Raw genomic sequence first — 19,310 nt, 5'->3', positions numbered from 1 at the left:
ACAGAAAACAGCCAAAGTTAAATGGAAGTGGTATAGTTTATTCATTTATACAGATAACGCAAGTGCATTAATTCATATACATGCCACCATTGACATGAATTGTTTCACCTGTGATATATTTAGCACTTTCTGATGCTAGAAAAGCAACTGCTTCAGCGATATCAGATGGCTCACCAAGCTTACGCATAGGGATTCTTTTTAACATTTCTTCTTTAACCATATCGGGTAATGAAGCAGTCATATCAGTATCAATAAAACCAGGTGCAACAACATTAACAGTAATTCCTCTGCTTCCTAGTTCTTGTGCTAAAGATTTACTAAAACCAACGATACCTGCTTTGGCAGCAGTATAATTGACTTGGCCTGAATTACCACTTGAGCCAACAACAGAGCCAATGGAAATAATTCGCCCCCATCTTGCTCTAAACATCGACTTTATACAAATTTTAGTCATCTTGTATATGGAGTTCAAATTGGTTTCAATGACCTTATACCATTCATCATCATCCATACGTAACAATAAATTATCAGAGGTAATTCCAGCATTATTCACTAAGATTGAAGGGGATTGATTCTCATGACTCAACTTCCCAATCACCTCTTCTATTTGCTCTGAATTAGTTACATCAAGCACTAGGCCTTTTCCAGATAACTTTTCCTTCTCAAAATAAGCATTGATTGATTGAGCACCTTGTTCTGTAGTTGCTGTGCCAAAAACCAAAGCTCCTTGTTGTGCTAACTTTGAAGCTATTGCTTGACCTATTCCTCGGCTTGCTCCTGTAACTAAGGCAATTTTCCCCTCTAAATTGATCATTTAGTTTCCTCTAAATAGAAAATGTTTCTTTTAACACTCAGCCCTGCCTATATTCATGCTTGTCTGAGGAACATAACGGGTTGAATAATTTGTTATGTTTTGTTGGCAAAGCTCAATTTTTCAAGAGTTCTACCATTTATGCAAATTGTTCCTCAACTTGTTCAAGACTAATACTATCGTAAACACTAATAGTATTTAAACTTCTATCTATTCGTTTAATTAACCCACCAAGCACTTTTCCAGGCCCACACTCAAGAACAAGCTCTATACCATTTTGTTTAAAAAGTTGTATTGTCTCAACCCATCGTACAGGACTATATAATTGCTCTTGCAGTTTTTTACGTATATGTTCTGCTGAATGATAAATACTTAAATCCACATTACTAACAACATCAATTTTTGGTTTTTTGAATTCGATTTTAGCCAAATATTCACCAAAAACCGCCGCTGCATCAAATAATAAAGGACAGTGGCATGGCACACTGACAGGAATTATCTTAGCGAGTCGAGCTCCAGCATCTTCAGCTAATCCCAAAATCCGTGTCACCGCAGGAGTATGACCAGCAACAACAACTTGTCCAATTGCATTATAATTTGCCGGAGTAACCACTTCATTTGTTCGGCTTGCTTGATCACATAAATTTTTTACTTGCTCATCACTTAAACCTACGAGAGCTGCCATGGCTCCTAAACCTAAGGGCACTGCATTTTGCATTACTTGCCCTCTACGACTGACTAAACAAGCAGCATCAAACAAGGATAAAGCATCAGCACAGACTAATGCAGCATACTCACCTAAGCTATGACCCGCTATAATGCATGGTTGAACAATACCTTGTTGCATCAGCAATCTGTAGATAGCAACATCTGCAGTAAGCATTGCAACCTGAGTATGTTCTGTTTGATTAAGTTTTTCTTCAGGTCCATGTTGTATGAGTTTCCATAAGTCATAGCCTACAGCCTCTGATGCTTCAGCAAAAGTCTTAACAACAATAGGATATTGCAACTCAAAATCAGCCAACATCCCTATTGATTGTGATCCTTGCCCAGGAAATACAAACGCCGTTTTTACCATGTTAAAAATAGCTCCGAACTAGATTTTAATTTAAATTTACAATTAATTAATAACGAATAACCATAGCTCCCCAAGTCATTCCTCCACCAAACGACTCAATCAATAACAATTCATCTCGCTTGATCTGATTGGTCTTAATAGAATGATCTAGAGCTAAAGGAATGGAAGCAGCCGAGGTATTACCTTGACTGCCTATCGTAACAATTACTCGAGACATAGGCAGGTCTAACTTTTTAGCTATAGCTAAAATAATACGCATATTTGCTTGATGGGGAATTAACCATTGAATGTCTGATTTAGTCAATTGACTCGCTTCTAAAACCTCGTCAACAACATCTCCCATATATTTAACCGCGATTTTAAAAACTTCATTACCACGCATACTTATCACGGCTCGTTGGCTATCAAATGTTCCATTACTCAAGTTTAATAATTTTTCAGCATCATAAGATGCATGTAATACGCTTCCTAAAATACCTTGTCGATCACTTGCACTTAAAACTACAGCGCCTGCACCATCACCGAAAAGAACACAGGTTGCTCGGTCAGTCCAATCCACTGCCCTGGACATGCTTTCACTACCAATAACGAGAATATGTTTTGCTGCACCACTCATAATGTATTGTTTAGCAATATCCATAGCATACACAAAACCACTACATGCGGCACCGACATCAAATGCAGGTATGGATTTTTTAATTTTTAAAGCATGCTGTACATAGCATGCTACTCCAGGAAAAAAATGATCTGGAGTACAGGTGGCAACCACTATTAAATCAATTTCATTAGCATCTAAACCTGCTGCATTCAATGCCTGTTCAGCAGCTTGAGCTGCCATATATGATGTACTTTCATAAGGTTGCGCAATACTACGACTGCTTATGCCTGTTCTGGTGACAATCCATTCATCAGTGGTCTCTAACATTGACTCCAGTTCAAGATTGGTAAGTTGTTTCTCGGGAATATAACTTCCAGTGCCACTAATTACAGCATTTTTCATAACAGCAACCCTTGATTTATAAAATCATTTATTTGAGCACGCACTAAATCAATCACATTATTTTTTACTTCAAGAACTGCTTGCTCTATGGCATGTTGAAACCCAAGTTCATTCGCACCACCATGACTTTTAACGACTATACCATTTAAACCAAGCATACTCGCTCCATTGTAGCTAGAAGGATCGAACCGTCTTTTAAGATGCCTTAATGCCGGACGTGCAATTAATGCAGAAAGTTTGGTATACCAGTTTTTATTAAATGATTCCATGAGTAAGCCCACAAAAAGCTTTGCAAGACCTTCACTAGCTTTTAAAGCAACATTCCCCACAAAACCATCACAAACTACTAAATCCACTTCTCCGGTATAAAAATGATCTCCCTCAACATAGCCTACATAATTCATTACTGAGCATTCAGCAAGCATGTGTGCAGTACGCTTAACTTGATCATTTCCTTTCATTTCTTCTACGCCAATGTTTAATAAGGCGATTTTAGGTTTAGGTTTATTGGCAACAGCTTGTACCAATGCGGATCCCATCACTGCGAACTGAAACAAATGCTCGGCACAAGAATCCACATTAGCGCCTAGATCAATAACCCAGGTTCTACCAGTTTTCGTTGGTAATTCAGAAACAATCGCAGGTCTATCAATCCCGGGGAGAGTCTTAAGAACAAAACGTGCTGTAGCCATTAAGGCGCCAGTATTCCCAGCGCTAACACAGGCTTGCGCCATGCCTTCTTTAACTAAATTAATTGCCACTCTCATGGAAGAGTCTTTTTTATTACGCAATGCATGTGAAGGCAATTCATCCATAGTTACTACTTCTGAGGCATGAACTATAGAAAATTGATCTGAAGATGATACACCATATTTTTTTAAAAAAGCGTGTACCTTGTCGTGAACCCCGACAAGTATCAGCTTTAATTCAGGATTATTTTTCGCAGCGCGAACACAGGCAGGAATCACTACGCTCAATCCATGATCCCCACCCATCGCATCAATTGCAATGGTGATATTTTTCAAGAAAATTACTCTTGTTCGTATACAGTATCAGTATCAATAATTTTTTTACCACGATAGTAACCATCTGGGGTCATATGATGACGAAGATGTGTTTCACCAGTAGTTGCATCAACAGAAAGCGTTGGCTTAGTCAAGGCATCATGTGAACGACGCATATCACGACGTGAGCGTGATTTTTTATTTTGCTGTACAGCCATTGTATTACTCCTAAACAATTTGCATTCATAAAGCGTGAATATTAGTGTTAATTCAATAAAATTTCAATAAAATTCACTTTGTTCCCATCAAAATTTGATTTATTTCACTGCTGCAATCACTCATTTCAGCATGAAATTGTGGTGCATAAAGATGTAATTCGTCAATAAGCACGTCCTCTAAACTTATTTGTAAATTAGCAGAAACAATACACTCATAATGTTCAAGTATCTGTTCTGCACGTTCATCATTACGACATACAGCAACCACTGTCCTATTATCATATGGAAAATTAAATTCGTCTAGACAGCGCTGACATTGAAGAGGTAATTCACCTGTAACGTGAAGATGGATGAGGTAAAAATCCTCCTTAGCTTCAACCTGATAAGTCACATACAAATGGCATGGAGCAGTTATAAAATTTGGTAAACGTTCACTAAGTATAATTGTTCTATTTTGCGAGCCTTGTTTGACCATTTCTTGTAAGTGAAGCATTATTATCTTATCCTAGAATGTTATATTTTTTGCTTTAACGGTGAAAAAGCAGTTAAAATCTATTATATAAAACTAAATTTACTAAAATTAAATTTTTTCACTTAATATTAAGCGGTATCTCAATTTTATGAAAGCTAAAGTTATTATTGGAATGTCCGGAGGAGTTGATTCTTCCGTTGCAGCATGGTTATTACAAGAAGCAGGCTATCAAGTCGAAGGCTTGTTTATGAAAAACTGGGAACAAGATGATAAAGATGGATTTTGTCCTGCAGCACAAGATCTTGCTGATGCTCAAGCAGTATGTAATCAATTGCGAATTCCCCTACATACTGTTAATTTTTCTAATGAATACTGGCAAAATGTATTTACTTATTTTTTGAGTGAATATGAAAAGGGAAGAACCCCAAATCCTGACGTGCTCTGTAATAAAGAAATAAAATTCAAAGCTTTTTTAAATCATGCTTTAACACTTGGCGCCGATTATATTGCAACTGGACATTATGCTAAAAACGTAATCGATGGAGATGCTGGCTTTTTATTCAAAGCAAAAGATAGAGATAAAGATCAGACTTACTTTCTTCATGCGGTAGATCCCAAAGCTCTGGCAAAAACCTTATTCCCCATTGGCGATTATACAAAACCTGAAATTAGAGAGTTTGCCCAAAAGTTAGGGTTAGTTACACATGCTAAGAAAGACTCAACAGGTATTTGTTTTATTGGTGAAAAACGATTTAAGTCCTTCTTACAAGAGTTCATTTTGGCCCGACCAGGAGAAATCAAGAGTGCCGAAGGAACAGTATTGGGAAAACATGATGGATTAATGTTTTATACTATAGGACAAAGACAAGGATTAGGCATTGGTGGTCTACAAAACACAACAGATGATCCTTGGTACGTTGTCGATAAAGAGATAGGCACTAATACTTTATATGTAGCTCAAGGAAGTCAACATCCAATGCTTTATGCACATGGTCTTGTATGCGGCCCAATTCATTGGTTAGCCGATTGCAAGGATAAATTACCACTTACTTGTTATGCGAAAACAAGATATAGGCAAGTAGAACAAGGATGCATGATATCTCCTGAAGACGGGAATCAACATTACGTGATGTTTTCAAATCCACAACGTGCTGTTACTCCAGGACAATATATCGTTTTTTATGATAAAAACCAGTGCCTGGGTGGCGCTACTATTGAACACATTATTAGATAATTCTAAATTCGGCAATTGAATTTAGGATAATTAGATTATAATTATATGAATACAACGGGAGTTAAAATGGCTGCTATAGATATATCCCCTACTACCAGCGACATTCGCTTTTCTGTTAGTGCAGCAGATAAAGTGGCTGAGTTGATTAAGGAGGAAAATAATTTTAACTTGAATCTTCGTATTTCTATTACGGGCGGAGGCTGCTCCGGATTTCAATATGGATTTAGTTTCGATGAAGAGATTAATGAAGATGATACAGTAATTGTGCAACAGTGCTCGGACGGATTATCCTCCGTAAAACTTCTTATTGATTCAATGAGCTATCCATATTTGCATGATGCTGAAATTGATTATACTCAAGGGATTCAAGGCGAACAATTTGTTATCCGCAATCCAAATGCCAAAACTACTTGTGGGTGTGGTTCCTCATTTAGCATTGATGATGAAGAATAAAAAATGCCCAGTAAAACAGAAAATTAAATTCTGTTTCACTAGAACAATATTCAGATCAATAAGGATAAACAATTACCTTAGTTCCTATTTTAATAAAATTATTACTTAGCCACTTAGCATCACTAGGAATCAAACGTATGCATCCGTGGCTGGCGTTGTAATGAGGCACTTCATAGGAACCATGTATCGCATAATTCTTAGTAAAATACATGCAATAAGGCATAGGAGCTCCACCTTTACCTACAGGATAGCGACTGGAAACACATCCTGGCCCACCTTTGCTCCAAACTGAGAAAACGCCCGAGGGAGTTTTACAACCTCGATGTATATCGGGACAATATCGCCTGCCTCCCGAAGCTCTTCCTGTACGAACTACCTTGCCTTGTGAATTAATGGCTTTCCATGAAAGCGTATTTGGATTGAAAACAAAAGTATTCGCATCAGCTGGAGACAAACAAAGAAAATACAATAGAGGAAGGAATAAGGTATAAGCTAGCGACGATAAAATAGGATTTTGTTTTTCCATAATTATTCCCTAATTATTATTCATCTTCACTTTATATTTTAGATTAATTTTTAATCAAAACAAGATTTTTTTGTACAATCAAGCAATAATTGTTCTACTATATTAATTGAGCACCTTTAAAAGGATTCAATCATGCGTAGACTTATACCTGCAGTAACAGCAATTTTTATTAGTTGCACCATTATACCGTACACTGCACAAGCGGATAGCCCTAGCACCGCTAGCACGACAAACACTGACACTACAGGCACGAGCACATCTAGCACTTCTACAAGTATTACAAAAGATGAATGGTTCAAATCAATTACCCCTTTACTACCTGATCTTATTTGTAAAGGATTCGAGAATGATGCTCAGTTGAAAAAACGACTTGATGATATCAAAATGACTCACGAGCAATGTCTGACTGCAATTCCTGAAAGTGTCAGTAAATGTCAACAAGAGCTCTATTCAAAGATCCCCGATAAACTCAATGATGAGACCGCTGCTACTTGGGGAAAAACACTTGGTGAATGTATCGGTAAAGATTTTGCGATTAAGTATTTGATTCCAAAAAGCTAACAAAAGGACAAATAAAAGAATAAAGATTACTTAGGGCACCGCTATTACGTTAAAGTGAGCTCGGGATAGAAATTATTATTATTTCCTGAGCCTATTATTCACCGCACATAACACGTTCATTTATATGAACGTGTGCATGTCTATATATGTTGCATTTAATCGTGTAAATTTACCCATTTTTTTGAAGAGTCCTTAAAGATTAAAAAAGACATCATCCCAAATTCATTTATTCCTTATTTGTAAAAGTTATATGTCATATAAAAACAATCAGTTGGTCATATATATACCAATATGATTAAATATAATTATAAAAATTAATCAGACTACAGAATCTTATCGAGTTATAAAATGAAAGATATTAATCAGAACAAAGTAGATATATATGATTATTCCAAGAAAGTTGAAGAGGACCGAGATTCAACCACTATTGACACCCTTAATGGCAAATCACAAAAAATTATTGGATTACTTGCAGCTGCAGGTTTGTTGATTGGAATTGGTATCAGAGTTGGTCTATGCACCACCGAAATACTTGCTCCATTTAGTGTCGGAGTATTGGACATAATTGCTTTTACTGCAACAATAGGGGGCTTGGCATTAATTAGCGGTGCTCTGGGATACGGCACAACAAAACGTTCTTCACAATCTAAGGTGGTAAATAGTACGGTTCCACCTCAAGAAAGTTACAGGGTAATATCAAAATCTTTAGGTACAAGTTCAAAGACAGTTAAGAGTAAAGTAAATCACCAACAAACACAAAAAAGTCCCAGGGAAAACTCTTTATTATCAACTAACTTACCAAAAACCATCTTCGAAGAAGAAAAAACAACTCAATCAGGTGAACAGAACTACTCAAGTCTTTTCGGTTAATCATTTTAGTCATTGAGCACAGTGAGCAGAGCAGGAATTCCTCGCTCGCAAATTGTATTCTTGAAACAGAAAAAAACAATTAGTTGCCTTCCCAGTAATTCACTCCAGATTTTTTATGCAAAAAATCAATAAATAATTGATGTAATTCAAGCTCTCCAGAGCTTGCTGGCAAAACTACAGAATTTTCCAAGTGAAGTGCAACCGTTTCTTGGCTTTTAGAGTTTACATGAATGGAGGTTTCTTCAACTTCTGCAAATAAACTAGTTTGCCCACCAGTCATTGCTAAATAAACAAAGGCTAGAATCTCAGCATCTAGTAAAGCCCCATGCAACTCTCGATTAAAATGGTCAATTCCATATCGCTTACATAAGGCATCTAGGCTATTACGTTGTCCTGGATATTTTTCTCTTGCTAAAACTAAGGTATCGAAAATCTTACAGTAAACTTCAAGCTTCTTATTCCAGTTAATATGTTGTAGCTCAGAGTTTAAAAAACCGACATCAAAAGGCGCATTGTGAATAATTAATTCTGCACCACTAATAAACTGCCAAAACTCCTCAGCTACCTCTTCAAATAAAGGTTTGTCTTGTAGGAATTCATTACTTATTCCATGGACACGGAATGCTCCTTCGTCAACAAGACGTTGTGGATTGAGATAAACATGAAAATGATTTCCAGTTAATTTTCTATCAATTAATTCCACACAACCAATTTCTATGACACGATGTCCTTGCTCATGCCCAATACCTGTAGTTTCTGTATCTAAAACAACTTGTCTCATGCGTTACTCTCTTAACTCTTGAATAGCTTGGTTAGCCAAAGCGTCAACGAGTTCATTTTCCAAATGACCTGAGTGACCTTTAACCCAGTGCCAATTTATTTGATGACGAGAAGCCAACTCATCAAGCAACATCCAAAGATCAGCGTTCTTTACGGGCTCTTTCTTGGAGTTTCTCCATCCTTTCATTTTCCAATTAGGCAACCAATCCATCATTCCCTGTCTTAAATATTGAGAATCCGTATACAGATCCACAGTACAAGAACGTTTTAGAGCTTCCAAACCTTTAATTGCGGCCATAAGCTCCATCCGATTATTGGTAGTATGTGCCTCTCCGCCGTGTAGGGTCTTTTCCTGCCCCTTATAACGGAGTAGCACCCCCCAACCCCCAGGCCCTGGATTTCCTTTACACGCCCCATCAGTATAAATTTCAACAATCACATTGGATCCTACTCAACATCCCAGAAGTGAAAAAAAGGTGTCGCAAACTTCCCTGCTAGAATTTTTTCTTTGATTATGTCAATATCAGGCGCAAAGAAACGATCACTATCATAAGGTTCTACATCGGATCGTATACGTTGATGTACTTCTTCTAATAATTGCGATGATTTTAACGGCCTATGGAATTCTAATCCTTGACTTGCAGCTAATAATTCAATTGCCAAAATAGTTGAGGTATTATCATTCATACTATGTAATCGTCTTGCAGCACTTGTTGCCATAGAAACATGATCTTCTTGATTCGCTGAAGTAGGTAAACTATCCACTGAGTGTGGATGAGCAAGTGCTTTATTTTCGCTCGCACATGCAGCAGCAGTCACATGAGCAATCATAAAACCTGAATTTAAACCACTTTCTTTAATTAGAAAAGCCGGTAAATAACTAAAGTTTTTATCAATAAGTAATGCAATCCGACGTTCCGCATTAGAACCAATTTCAGCTATAGCTAAAGCAAGATTATCAGCTGCCATAGCAACAATTTCACCATGAAAATTACCGCCTGAAATAATTTGTTCTTGTTCACTAAAAACGAGGGGATTATCAGAAATAGCATTCACCTCCACCTGTAAAGTCTCCTTTACAAACTTAATTTGATGAAGTATTGCCCCCATAATCTGTGGTTGACATCGTAACGAATAGGGATCTTGTACGCGAGAACAATCAAGGTGTGACTCTCTGATCTGACTTCCTGCTAATAATTCTCTATAACATGCGGCCACACTTCGTTGAGCTTCGTGACCTCTCACCTTTTGGATGCGATCATCAAAAGGAACGTCACTGCCATTTGCTGCATCAACGGATAATGCCCCTGCAATCAATGCCGTTTCAAACAAATTTTCCGCAGCAAACAATGCGGTTAAAGCGATTGCTGTTGAAACTTGTAATCCATTTAAAAGTGCTAACCCCTCTTTAGCTTCTAACTCAATTGGTTTTAGGCCAGCAATTTTTAAGCCTTCTACTGCACTTATTTTTTTCCCTTGATAACGAACATCTCCTACGCCAAGTAAAGGTAAAGACATATGTGCTAAAGGAGCTAAATCACCTGAAGCACCAACAGAACCCTTAGATGGGATACAGGGGTAAATCCTATGATTATATAAAGAAATTAAGGTTTCAATGAGCTCTAATCGCACCCCTGAATAACCTTGTGCTAAGTTATTTATTTTAAGTAATAATATTAGTGCAACGATTTCATCGGAGAGTAATTCACCGGTCCCACAAGCATGAGAAAGCACAATATTTCTTTGTAATTGTTTTAAGTTTTCTGAAGAGATGGTTTGATTAGCTAATGAGCCAAACCCTGTATTAATGCCATATACTGTCTTTTTATCAAGAATTACTTTTTTAACAGTTTGATGCGATGCATTAATTTGCGCCAATGCATTTTCAGCTAAGGTGCATTTTAGCTGTTGATTTAAAACATGCTTAATTGACTGTAAAGTCAATGCTCCAGGTTGAAGAATAAAATGTTCAGACATTCAATTAACTCCTTGCTATTTAAAACATATAGCCTGGGTGCAGCGAAGCGAAACCCGGGAAATCGTGCTATAAAAATTGGGGTCGTATCGCTGCCCCCTGAGTCTTCTACCTCTCACTTGAAAGCCATATTTGATGCATATTCTCAAATGTGACATTTCCCTTTATAACCAGCAACAACGCTGGACTCAGCCAACATTTTTAAATGTCCATAGGCAGCCAAAGTAAATTTTCTTTAGCACACTTTTTCGCAATCTCATAACCTGCATCAGCATGGCGCATCACCCCTGTAGCAGGATCATTATGCAGGACTCGCGCTATTCGCAGTGAGGCTTCTTCTGTACCGTCCGCCACAATAACAACGCCAGCATGTTGTGAAAAACCCATACCAACTCCCCCTCCATGGTGAATACTAACCCAAGTTGCGCCACTGGCACAATTAAGTAACGCGTTAAGTAAGGGCCAATCAGAAACTGCATCGCTGCCATCCATCATGCCTTCTGTTTCACGATTTGGGCTTGCTACAGAACCTGAGTCTAGATGATCACGACCAATTACAATAGGTGCTTTAAGTTCTCCGCTACGAACCATCCCATTAAATGCTAATGCTAAACGGGCACGATCTTTTAAACCAACCCAACAGATTCTGGCTGGTAAACCTTGAAATGAAATTTTCTCTTTTGCCATATCCAACCAATGATGCAGATGGGGATTATTCGGAATAAGTTTTTTTACCATTTCATCAGTGGCATAAATATCCTCAGGATCTCCTGATAAAGCCACCCATCTAAAAGGTCCTATTCCCTCACAAAATAGTGGTCGAATATAAGCTGGAACAAAACCTTCAAATGCAAAGGCATTTTTTTCTCCTGCCTCAAAAGCCATTTGCCTTATATTATTACCATAATCGAAAACAGGGATACCTCGTTTTTGAAATTGCAACATTGCATGAACTTGAACTGCCATCGATTTTTTAGCTGCGGCCACAACTTCTTCAGGGGCAGTTTTTCGTAATTCAGCCGCATGCTCTAAAGACCAACCTGCTGGAAGATAGCCATTTAATGGATCATGGGCGCTTGTTTGATCTGTAACTAAAGCTGGAGAAACCCCACGCTCAACCAACTTAGGAAAAATTTCTGCGGCATTACCTAACACAGCAACAGATAAAGGAGTTTTTTTCTCACAAGATTCGTTTATCCAATTTAAAGCTTCATCTAAATCTGTAGTATAGCGATCTAAGTATTTGGTTTTAAGGCGTTTCTCAATTCTTGATAAATCACATTCAACCGCCAAAACACTCGCTCCTGCCATTGTGCCAGCCAAAGTTTGTGCTCCACCCATACCACCTAAACCACCGGTTAAAATCCAGCGGCCTTCTAAACGTCCTTCGTAGTGTTTGCGAGCCGCAGCAACAAAAGTTTCATAGGTTCCTTGTACAATACCTTGGGAACCAATATAAATCCAACTGCCTGCAGTCATCTGTCCATACATCATCAACCCTTTTTTATCTAACTCATTAAAGTGTTCCCAAGTAGCCCAATGGGGAACTAAATTAGAGTTAGCAATGAGTACTCGCGGCGCATCTTCATGGGTAGTAAATACACCGACTGGTTTCCCTGATTGGATTAATAAAGTTTGGTGATCTTCTAAGGATTTAAGAACTTCTACAATCTTATCAAAGCATTCCCAATTACGTGCCGCTTTTCCCAGGCCTCCATAAACAATTAAAGAATTAGGATCTTCTGCTACATCTGGATCAAGATTATTGCAAAGCATACGAAGTGCTGCCTCTGTCAACCAAGTTTTAGCTTGCTTTTCAGCTCCACGATTAGCCCTAATTACCCGATTTTGGGTGTGTCCATTCATACAAACGCCCCTATAGAAAATCAAATAGAAGCATCATACACCAGAGAAATTTCAGAGCATAGACATCTATACAGGTTCTGAGGTAATAATTTTTGTTTGACAAACATAAGAAGACTTTTATCAAGATGGAGAGGTATTTCTTAGGGTTAACACCGTATATTATTTTTAAATATCTAATAATTGTGTTATCTGACTTACAACATGTAATATAAAAAAACACTTTGTATATAACATAAAGAATGATATGTTATATAATTAAATTATCCAACCAAGTGTATTATTAAAGTGCAAAACGAAAAACATCCAAAATCACTACGCATCTTTTTCGCCACTGAAATGTGGGAACGTTACGGCTTTTATGTAGTTCAATCACTTCTTGCACTTTATTTAGCACTGTATTTTAAATGGCCGGATAAACAAATTTATGCATTAGTTGGCTCGTTTACGGCTCTAACCTATCTCTCACCAGTAGTTGGTGGTTGGATAGCCGACAAATTAATTGGCCAAAAAAGAGCTATTTTACTTGGGGCTGTTGTTTTATTTATAAGTTATTGTCTCCTATCATTGGTAGATAATCCTTCAGTGCTTACTGCGGCACTCGCTGCTATTGCCGTAGGAACTGGTTTGTTAAAGCCCAATATTTCCTCCCTTTTAGGTAATGAATATCTTGCAGGTTGTGCTCGACGCGAAAGCGGCTTTACTATCTTTTATATGGGAATAACCACCGGTATTATCTTAGGTACTACTTTACCAAGTATCTTACATGACCATTTTGGTTGGGTGGCTTCTTTTACAAGTGCCGCAATTGGAATGATCATTGCTTTTATTGTCTTTTTATATGGAATCCGGAAATATAAAATAAATGACTACAACCCTTTTGTTTTTCAATATAAAAAAATCATAGCAGCAATTGCTCTAATGATATTTCTTTGGTCTTTATCATTTTATATCCTAAACTCTCCCAAATTAGCTGATCTTATATTCGGACTTGTTGTTTTATTTTCTGCAGGTTACATCTTATATTCAGTGAGTAAAGAAAATGCCAATCAATCAAGACAAACACTGGTCATTGGTTTATTATGCATCATTTCAGTGGTATTTTGGGCTTTTTATTTTCAAATGTTTATGTCACTGACTCTGTTTATATCACGAGTTGTTGCGCCCACATTTGGTGGCATTTTATTTCCGCCTCCCTATTACGTTACCATCCAAAGCTTAGGCATGCTCGTTATTGGTTTTATTTTGTCACGAAGAAATCTCGAACTTAACTTAATTGAGCGTGGTTTAAGCATTGGAAAAAAATTCTTGCTTGCAATATTTATTACTACTTTAGCTTATGCAGTCATCGCGTTGGTCAGTAATTTTACCGACAAGAGCTCTTTACTCTCTCCACTTTTAATTATTCCCGCATATTTAATGTTTTCATTAGCTGAGCTACTGTTATCACCAGTGGGATTATCAGCAATTACACTTTTAGCCGATAAAAATAAAGTGAGTACTATGATGGGCATCTTTTTTGTTTCCTTAGGAATTGGAGGATTTTTATCAGGCAAACTCGCAGCATTAACCGCAATTCCTTCTGGGGAAACGAACATTGCTGTATTAAAAACACTTTATGCTACTGCATTTACACAACAATTAGGTATTCTTTTTCTTGCCTCTTTATGTTGTTTGGTTTTGTTTGCAGTTATTAAATTTTTATTAACACATGTCCATTTGACTGAATAAATCAGATTGAGTTCTTTGAATAGTGTTAGCCTAAAGCGAGTTTCTTCTTATAACTCTTTTTATATAGAGAAAATACTGTTATCATTCAGCGCTTTTTTATAAATAACTACCTAAAAATATGTCAGCACAAAATCCAATGTTAGACAAATTATTGCATCTGCTTGATGACAATCAGGCAAATGACATTAAAGTAATAGACGTTCGCAAACAAACCACTATTACTGACTATATGATTATTGCTTCGGGCCGTTCATCACGTCATGTCAAAGCAATCGCACAAAAGATAATGGAGGAAATGAAGTCCTTTGGGATTCCTGCAATGCACTGTACTGGCTTGGAGACAGGGGATTGGGTATTGATAGACTTTAGTGATATTATTGTTCATGTTATGCAACCTGAATACAGACAATACTATAATCTTGAGGGACTTTGGGAAGATCCGCATTAAAAAATATTATGCTAAAAGTTACCATCATCACTTTAGGCAATAAAATGCCAGCTTGGGTCATCCAAGGTTCTCAAGAATATGCAAAGCGGCTTAATGACGGTATTCAACTTAAAATCATCGAAATTCCTTTAATTCGTCGTAGTAAATCTTCTGATTTAATTAAGATATTAGAAAAAGAATCGGCGCTAATTCAAGAAGCATTACCGCATAACTCGCGAATTATTGCTTTAGAAATTGAGGGAAAATCATTTAGCAGTGAAGAATTGGCAGTTAAAATTTCCCAATTACAACATACAGACAGTCACCTCTGTTTTTTAATAGGCGGCCCGGAAGGACTTTCACAAGAAACGCTTAAACGTTGTGATGAACGATGGTCACTGTCAAAGCTTACTCTCCCCCATCCATTAGTACGAATTATTTTGTTAGAAACATTATATAGAGCTTGGTCTATTATTCACAATCATCCGTATCATAAGTAAGTAAATCTATAGTAAACAGCCCCATTTTAAGTTACCATGCGATTTTTTGTATCCTTCTTAATTGACTGTAGGTTATGAGTCGAAATCAATCATTTAAAAATTATCGAATCGAATCTCGGCATCAACTTTTCAGAATTAACTTGCTGGTCGCTTTTCTTATTATTTTATCTTTAATCCTAGTTTTAAGGCTTGCATTCCTACAAATTTCCGAATTCAAAAAATACCAAACACTTTCACTAAAAAATCAAATGAGTATTATTCCGATTGCGCCACCAAGAGGAGTTATTCTTGACAGAAATGGGATATTGCTGGCAGAAAACGTACCTGTATATGTTTTGGAAATTATTCCTGAACATGTAAAGAATATGGAGCATACATTAGCTGAACTACAAAAGCTAATTCCTTCAATTTCTGATGAAGATATTGAAAATTTCAAGCGCACTCGAAAACAAAATCGTTCATTTGTCCCCATACCCATCAAATTAAAATTAACTCAAGAAGAAGTTGCCATTTTTGCTATTAATCAATACCGTTTTCCAGGTGTGAGTATTAAAGCTCGTCTGATGCGACATTACCCTTTAGGAGAAATAACAGCACATGTTCTTGGTTATGTAGGTAGAATCAATATCCAAGAATTAAAGACTGTAGATCCTACCAATTACCGTGCTACAAACTTTATTGGCAAAGCCGGCATTGAAAAATACTACGAGGATATTCTCCACGGTAAAGTAGGATATCAAATGGTAGAAACAGATGTTAGTGGTCGTACTCTAAGAACCATTGATAAAATTAATCCTCATTCCGGGGCAAAACTCTATTTAAGCCTTGATGTCAGACTGCAACAAGCAGCTTATGAGGCATTAAAAGATAAGCGTGGGGCAGCCGTAGCTATCAATACTAAAAATGGCGAAGTTCTGGCTATGGTAAGTTCTCCTAGTTTTGATCCCAATATTTTTGTGGCTGGAGTAAGCTCTAAGGAATACAAAAAACTTTCTAATACCTTACAAAGACCACTATTTAATCGTGCTGTTCGCGGCGTCTATCCTCCTGCATCAACAATTAAACCTTTTGTTGGCTTAGCAGGCTTAGAGAAAGGATTTATAACTACAGCAACAACAATCTATGATCCAGGTAAATATAAACTACCTAATTCCACCCATATCTATAGAGACTGGAAAAAAACAGGACATGGAATGATCAATTTTAAAAGAGCAATCACTGTTTCGTGTGATACTTATTTTTATCAATTAGGTAATAAAATGGGTATTTCCAATATTGAAGATATGCTTGTCAAATTTGGCCTAGGCCATTTAAGTCAAATTGATCTTCATGAAGAAGCCTCCGGTATCGTCCCAAGCTTGCGTTGGAAAAAACAAACTAAGGGTGTGCCCTGGTATCCTGGTGATACCTTAATTACCTCTATAGGACAAGGATTTATGTTAGCTACACCATTACAGATGGCAAACGCAACAGCATCTTTAAGCGAACATGGCCGTCGATTCAGACCTCATTTATTAACAAAAACTGTCAATAGTGACAGTGGTGAAGTAAAACGATACAAACCTATAGAAGAATACCCCATTTATCTCAAGGATGAAACGAACTGGGACATAGTTGCAGATGCCATGCATAATGTTTTAATCAGTAATGAAGGTACTGGTTATCGCTTTGGCCGCAATCCCCCATATCCTGTTGCAGGAAAAACAGGAACAGCCCAAGTTTTTAGTGGCAGGCAATATGAAAAAACAAAGTATGAAGATATCCCTGAAGCGTTACGAGACAACTCATTGTTTATTGCATTTACTCCTGTTGAAAAACCAGAAATTGCAATCGCGGTAGTTGTAGAAAATGATGTTGCGGCCTCCACAGTTGCACGCAAAATGCTTGATACTTATTATAAACTTTATCCGATGAAAAAGACTCATGAACAGACTCAATAGTAAACCCGTTTATCGTTTTACTGCGAAATCATTACATCTGGACTTTCCCTTATTAGGTCTATTACTTGTCCTCATTAGTTTTGGTCTTTTGATTTTGTACAGTGCATCTAACGCGAATACGGGAATGATTTTACGTCAATCAATGAGACTTATTTTTGCATCGTTCATTATGCTTATACTTGGTTTTATTCCGCCACATAAATATAAAATATGGACGCCATGGATATATAGCATAGGATTAACTTTATTGATTGCAGTGATGCTCATGGGTAAAATCGGTAAAGGAGCTCAACGTTGGCTCGAATTAGGTTTATTCCGATTTCAACCGTCTGAAATCATGAAATTAGCGGTGCCTATGATGGCTGCTTGGTATTTTGACCGTCAAGCTCGTCCTAGTAGTTTTAAAGCAATTGCTGTTGCAGGCCTCATTATCTGTGTTCCGGCATTATTAATTGCCAAGCAGCCTGATTTGGGTACAGCGATTATGGTATCAGCTGCGGGATTATGTGTTGTGTTTTTAGCAGGAATTCGCTTTAAAGTGATTCTGTTACTTATGCTTATGGTAGGCTCAGCTATTCCAGTCATTTGGCATGTTATGCATGACTATCAAAAACAGCGAGTTTATACGCTGCTTGATCCAGAACAAGATCCTCTTGGTGCCGGCTACCATATTATCCAATCGAAAATTGCTATTGGTTCAGGAGGACTTGCAGGAAAAGGTTGGTTAGAAGGAAGTCAATCTCATCTTAATTTTTTACCAGAACACGCCACTGATTTTATTTTTGCTGTGAGTAGCGAAGAGTTCGGCTTTGCTGGTGGATTCGCTATTATTGCCCTTATTGTTATGATTGCTCTACGTAGCCTCCACATTGCATCTAATGCCCAAACTACATTTACCCGTTTATTAGCGGCAAGTCTTGCCATGTCCTTCTTCATGTCTGGTTTTGTTAATATTGGCATGGTTATGGGAATCATTCCTGTTGTAGGCATTCCATTACCATTGGTGAGTTATGGAGGAACAGCAATGGTTACCTTTTTAGCAAGCTTTGGTATCTTGATGTCTATTAGCTCACATAAGATTTTATTTAATAGTTGGAATTAAATTAACGTGAATTATGGATAGCAGATCATCATCCCGTTACGTTCGTGCTGAGGAGATGCATCAGCATCATCTCGAAGCCTTGGTATTATCCTCGTGCTAAGGCTTCGAGACAGCGCTTTGCGCTTCCTCAGCCCGAATGTGCCGGAATGATAACGCGCCGATTTATCCCAGTCTCACGTTAAATCTCACCGATTAGTGAAAAGCTTTTTCGGTGAATCTTACTCGGTCCAAGTCGCTTTAATGCTTCTCGATGAGCAACTGTTGGATATCCTTTATGTCCTGTAAAACCATATCCGGGATAAATTGCATCAAGTGCTGCCATTTCCGCATCACGAGACACTTTAGCGAGAATAGAAGCAGCACTAATTTCGGGAACTAATGCATCACCTTGAACGATTGCTTTACATGGAATAGTAAGCTTAGGAATATGTAAACCATCTACTAATACCTGATCAGGTTTAACCGGTAAAGCTTCTACTGCTCGTTGCATTGCCAATAAAGTTGCATGATGAATATTAAGCGCATCAATTTCATCTACTTCCGCACGACCATAAGCATAGGCAATAGCTTGTTCTTTAATAAGTAATGATAGTAATTCTCGCTTTTTTGCGCTTAATTTTTTGGAGTCCGCAAGTCCCTCTATAGGTTCTTTTAAAATAACAGCAGCAGTTACAACTGCCCCAGCCAAAGGCCCCCGTCCTACTTCATCTACACCAGCTACAAGCATTATGTTATCCGTGATTCTTTTTCTTAAGGCTAATAATA

The 19,310-nt window shown here is 37.5% G+C and carries 21 protein-coding genes; 9 read left to right on the top strand and 12 right to left on the bottom strand.

Annotation, left to right across the window (positions count from 1 at the left end):
* Positions 1-67: 67 nt before the first annotated feature.
* The 6 genes from fabG to Lsan_RS16610 form a co-directional block, all read right to left on the bottom strand.
* Positions 68-814, bottom strand: coding sequence for a 3-oxoacyl-ACP reductase FabG (gene fabG, locus Lsan_RS16635; RefSeq protein WP_058515239.1), 747 nt, complete (start codon positions 812-814; stop codon positions 68-70).
* Between the two features lie 136 nt (positions 815-950).
* Positions 951-1,889, bottom strand: coding sequence for an ACP S-malonyltransferase (fabD, locus tag Lsan_RS16630; protein ID WP_058515238.1), 939 nt, complete (start codon positions 1,887-1,889; stop codon positions 951-953).
* Between the two features lie 46 nt (positions 1,890-1,935).
* Entirely contained in the window at positions 1,936-2,889 is a 954-nt protein-coding gene (locus Lsan_RS16625; protein ID WP_058515237.1) for a beta-ketoacyl-ACP synthase III, read from the bottom strand.
* Entirely contained in the window at positions 2,886-3,914 is a 1,029-nt protein-coding gene (gene plsX / locus Lsan_RS16620; protein WP_058515236.1) for a phosphate acyltransferase PlsX, read from the bottom strand. Before plsX ends, Lsan_RS16625 begins: the two co-directional genes overlap by 4 nt.
* A gap of 5 nt (positions 3,915-3,919) precedes the next feature.
* Entirely contained in the window at positions 3,920-4,111 is a 192-nt protein-coding gene (gene rpmF, locus Lsan_RS16615; RefSeq protein ID WP_003631757.1) for a 50S ribosomal protein L32, read from the bottom strand.
* Positions 4,112-4,184: 73 nt separating this feature from the next.
* Positions 4,185-4,604: a YceD family protein gene (locus Lsan_RS16610; RefSeq protein ID WP_058515235.1), complete on the bottom strand. Its 420-nt coding sequence runs from the start codon at positions 4,602-4,604 to the stop codon at positions 4,185-4,187.
* 127 nt (positions 4,605-4,731) lie between these two features.
* On the opposite strand from Lsan_RS16610, the gene mnmA reads away from it, so the two are divergent.
* Together mnmA and erpA are read left to right on the top strand one after the other, a co-directional pair.
* Positions 4,732-5,817 (top strand): tRNA 2-thiouridine(34) synthase MnmA, encoded by a 1,086-nt coding sequence (gene mnmA / locus Lsan_RS16605; RefSeq protein ID WP_058515234.1) that lies wholly within the window; start codon positions 4,732-4,734, stop codon positions 5,815-5,817.
* Positions 5,818-5,883: 66 nt separating this feature from the next.
* Entirely contained in the window at positions 5,884-6,270 is a 387-nt protein-coding gene (gene erpA, locus Lsan_RS16600; RefSeq protein ID WP_058515233.1) for an iron-sulfur cluster insertion protein ErpA, read from the top strand.
* Positions 6,271-6,325: 55 nt separating this feature from the next.
* Here the strand turns inward: erpA and Lsan_RS16595 are convergent, their stop codons facing one another.
* Positions 6,326-6,796, bottom strand: a complete 471-nt coding sequence (locus Lsan_RS16595) for a L,D-transpeptidase (RefSeq protein ID WP_058515232.1) — start codon at positions 6,794-6,796, stop codon at positions 6,326-6,328.
* A 132-nt stretch (positions 6,797-6,928) separates the two neighbouring features.
* Between Lsan_RS16595 and Lsan_RS16590 the strand changes: the two genes are divergently transcribed.
* Together Lsan_RS16590 and Lsan_RS16585 are read left to right on the top strand one after the other, a co-directional pair.
* Positions 6,929-7,357, top strand: a complete 429-nt coding sequence (locus tag Lsan_RS16590; protein ID WP_058515231.1) for a hypothetical protein — start codon at positions 6,929-6,931, stop codon at positions 7,355-7,357.
* Positions 7,358-7,705: 348 nt separating this feature from the next.
* Complete coding sequence (locus tag Lsan_RS16585; RefSeq protein ID WP_058515230.1) at positions 7,706-8,227, top strand: hypothetical protein; 522 nt, start codon at positions 7,706-7,708, stop codon at positions 8,225-8,227.
* A gap of 79 nt (positions 8,228-8,306) precedes the next feature.
* Here the strand turns inward: Lsan_RS16585 and dnaQ are convergent, their stop codons facing one another.
* The 4 genes from dnaQ to hutU all read right to left on the bottom strand — a co-directional run bounded on the left by dnaQ (position 8,307) and on the right by hutU (position 12,848).
* On the bottom strand, positions 8,307-9,008 hold the full coding sequence (gene dnaQ, locus Lsan_RS16580) for a DNA polymerase III subunit epsilon (protein ID WP_058515229.1): 702 nt from the start codon (positions 9,006-9,008) through the stop codon (positions 8,307-8,309).
* 3 nt (positions 9,009-9,011) lie between these two features.
* On the bottom strand, positions 9,012-9,446 hold the full coding sequence (rnhA, locus tag Lsan_RS16575; protein WP_058515228.1) for a ribonuclease HI: 435 nt from the start codon (positions 9,444-9,446) through the stop codon (positions 9,012-9,014).
* 8 nt (positions 9,447-9,454) lie between these two features.
* Positions 9,455-10,984 carry a histidine ammonia-lyase gene (gene hutH / locus Lsan_RS16570; protein ID WP_058515227.1) on the bottom strand — a complete coding sequence of 510 codons (1,530 nt, stop codon included), beginning with the start codon at positions 10,982-10,984 and terminating at the stop codon, positions 9,455-9,457.
* A gap of 199 nt (positions 10,985-11,183) precedes the next feature.
* On the bottom strand, positions 11,184-12,848 hold the full coding sequence (hutU, locus tag Lsan_RS16565; RefSeq protein WP_058515226.1) for a urocanate hydratase: 1,665 nt from the start codon (positions 12,846-12,848) through the stop codon (positions 11,184-11,186).
* Between the two features lie 285 nt (positions 12,849-13,133).
* Here hutU and Lsan_RS16560 point away from each other — a divergent pair, with 285 nt between their 5' ends.
* The 5 genes from Lsan_RS16560 (at position 13,134) to rodA (ending at position 18,545) form a co-directional block, all read left to right on the top strand.
* Positions 13,134-14,576, top strand: a complete 1,443-nt coding sequence (locus Lsan_RS16560) for a peptide MFS transporter (RefSeq protein ID WP_083505169.1) — start codon at positions 13,134-13,136, stop codon at positions 14,574-14,576.
* A gap of 118 nt (positions 14,577-14,694) precedes the next feature.
* The gene (rsfS, locus tag Lsan_RS16555) at positions 14,695-15,024 is read left to right on the top strand and encodes a ribosome silencing factor (RefSeq protein WP_058515225.1); all 330 of its coding nucleotides are present in this window, start codon (positions 14,695-14,697) and stop codon (positions 15,022-15,024) included.
* A gap of 8 nt (positions 15,025-15,032) precedes the next feature.
* On the top strand, positions 15,033-15,503 hold the full coding sequence (rlmH, locus tag Lsan_RS16550; protein ID WP_058515371.1) for a 23S rRNA (pseudouridine(1915)-N(3))-methyltransferase RlmH: 471 nt from the start codon (positions 15,033-15,035) through the stop codon (positions 15,501-15,503).
* A 74-nt stretch (positions 15,504-15,577) separates the two neighbouring features.
* Positions 15,578-17,443 carry a penicillin-binding protein 2 gene (mrdA, locus tag Lsan_RS16545; RefSeq protein WP_058515224.1) on the top strand — a complete coding sequence of 622 codons (1,866 nt, stop codon included), beginning with the start codon at positions 15,578-15,580 and terminating at the stop codon, positions 17,441-17,443.
* Positions 17,427-18,545, top strand: coding sequence for a rod shape-determining protein RodA (rodA, locus tag Lsan_RS16540; protein ID WP_058515223.1), 1,119 nt, complete (start codon positions 17,427-17,429; stop codon positions 18,543-18,545). Before mrdA ends, rodA begins: the two co-directional genes overlap by 17 nt.
* A gap of 178 nt (positions 18,546-18,723) precedes the next feature.
* Here rodA and rnhB read toward each other — a convergent pair whose 3' ends face one another.
* The gene (rnhB, locus tag Lsan_RS16535; RefSeq protein ID WP_058515222.1) at positions 18,724-19,272 is read right to left on the bottom strand and encodes a ribonuclease HII; all 549 of its coding nucleotides are present in this window, start codon (positions 19,270-19,272) and stop codon (positions 18,724-18,726) included.
* Positions 19,273-19,310: the final 38 nt, after the last annotated feature.

Source organism: Legionella santicrucis, from assembly GCF_001468135.1.
Taxonomy (GTDB): Bacteria; Pseudomonadota; Gammaproteobacteria; order Legionellales; family Legionellaceae; genus Legionella; species Legionella santicrucis.
This window is presented reverse-complemented; position numbering and strand designations above follow the sequence as displayed.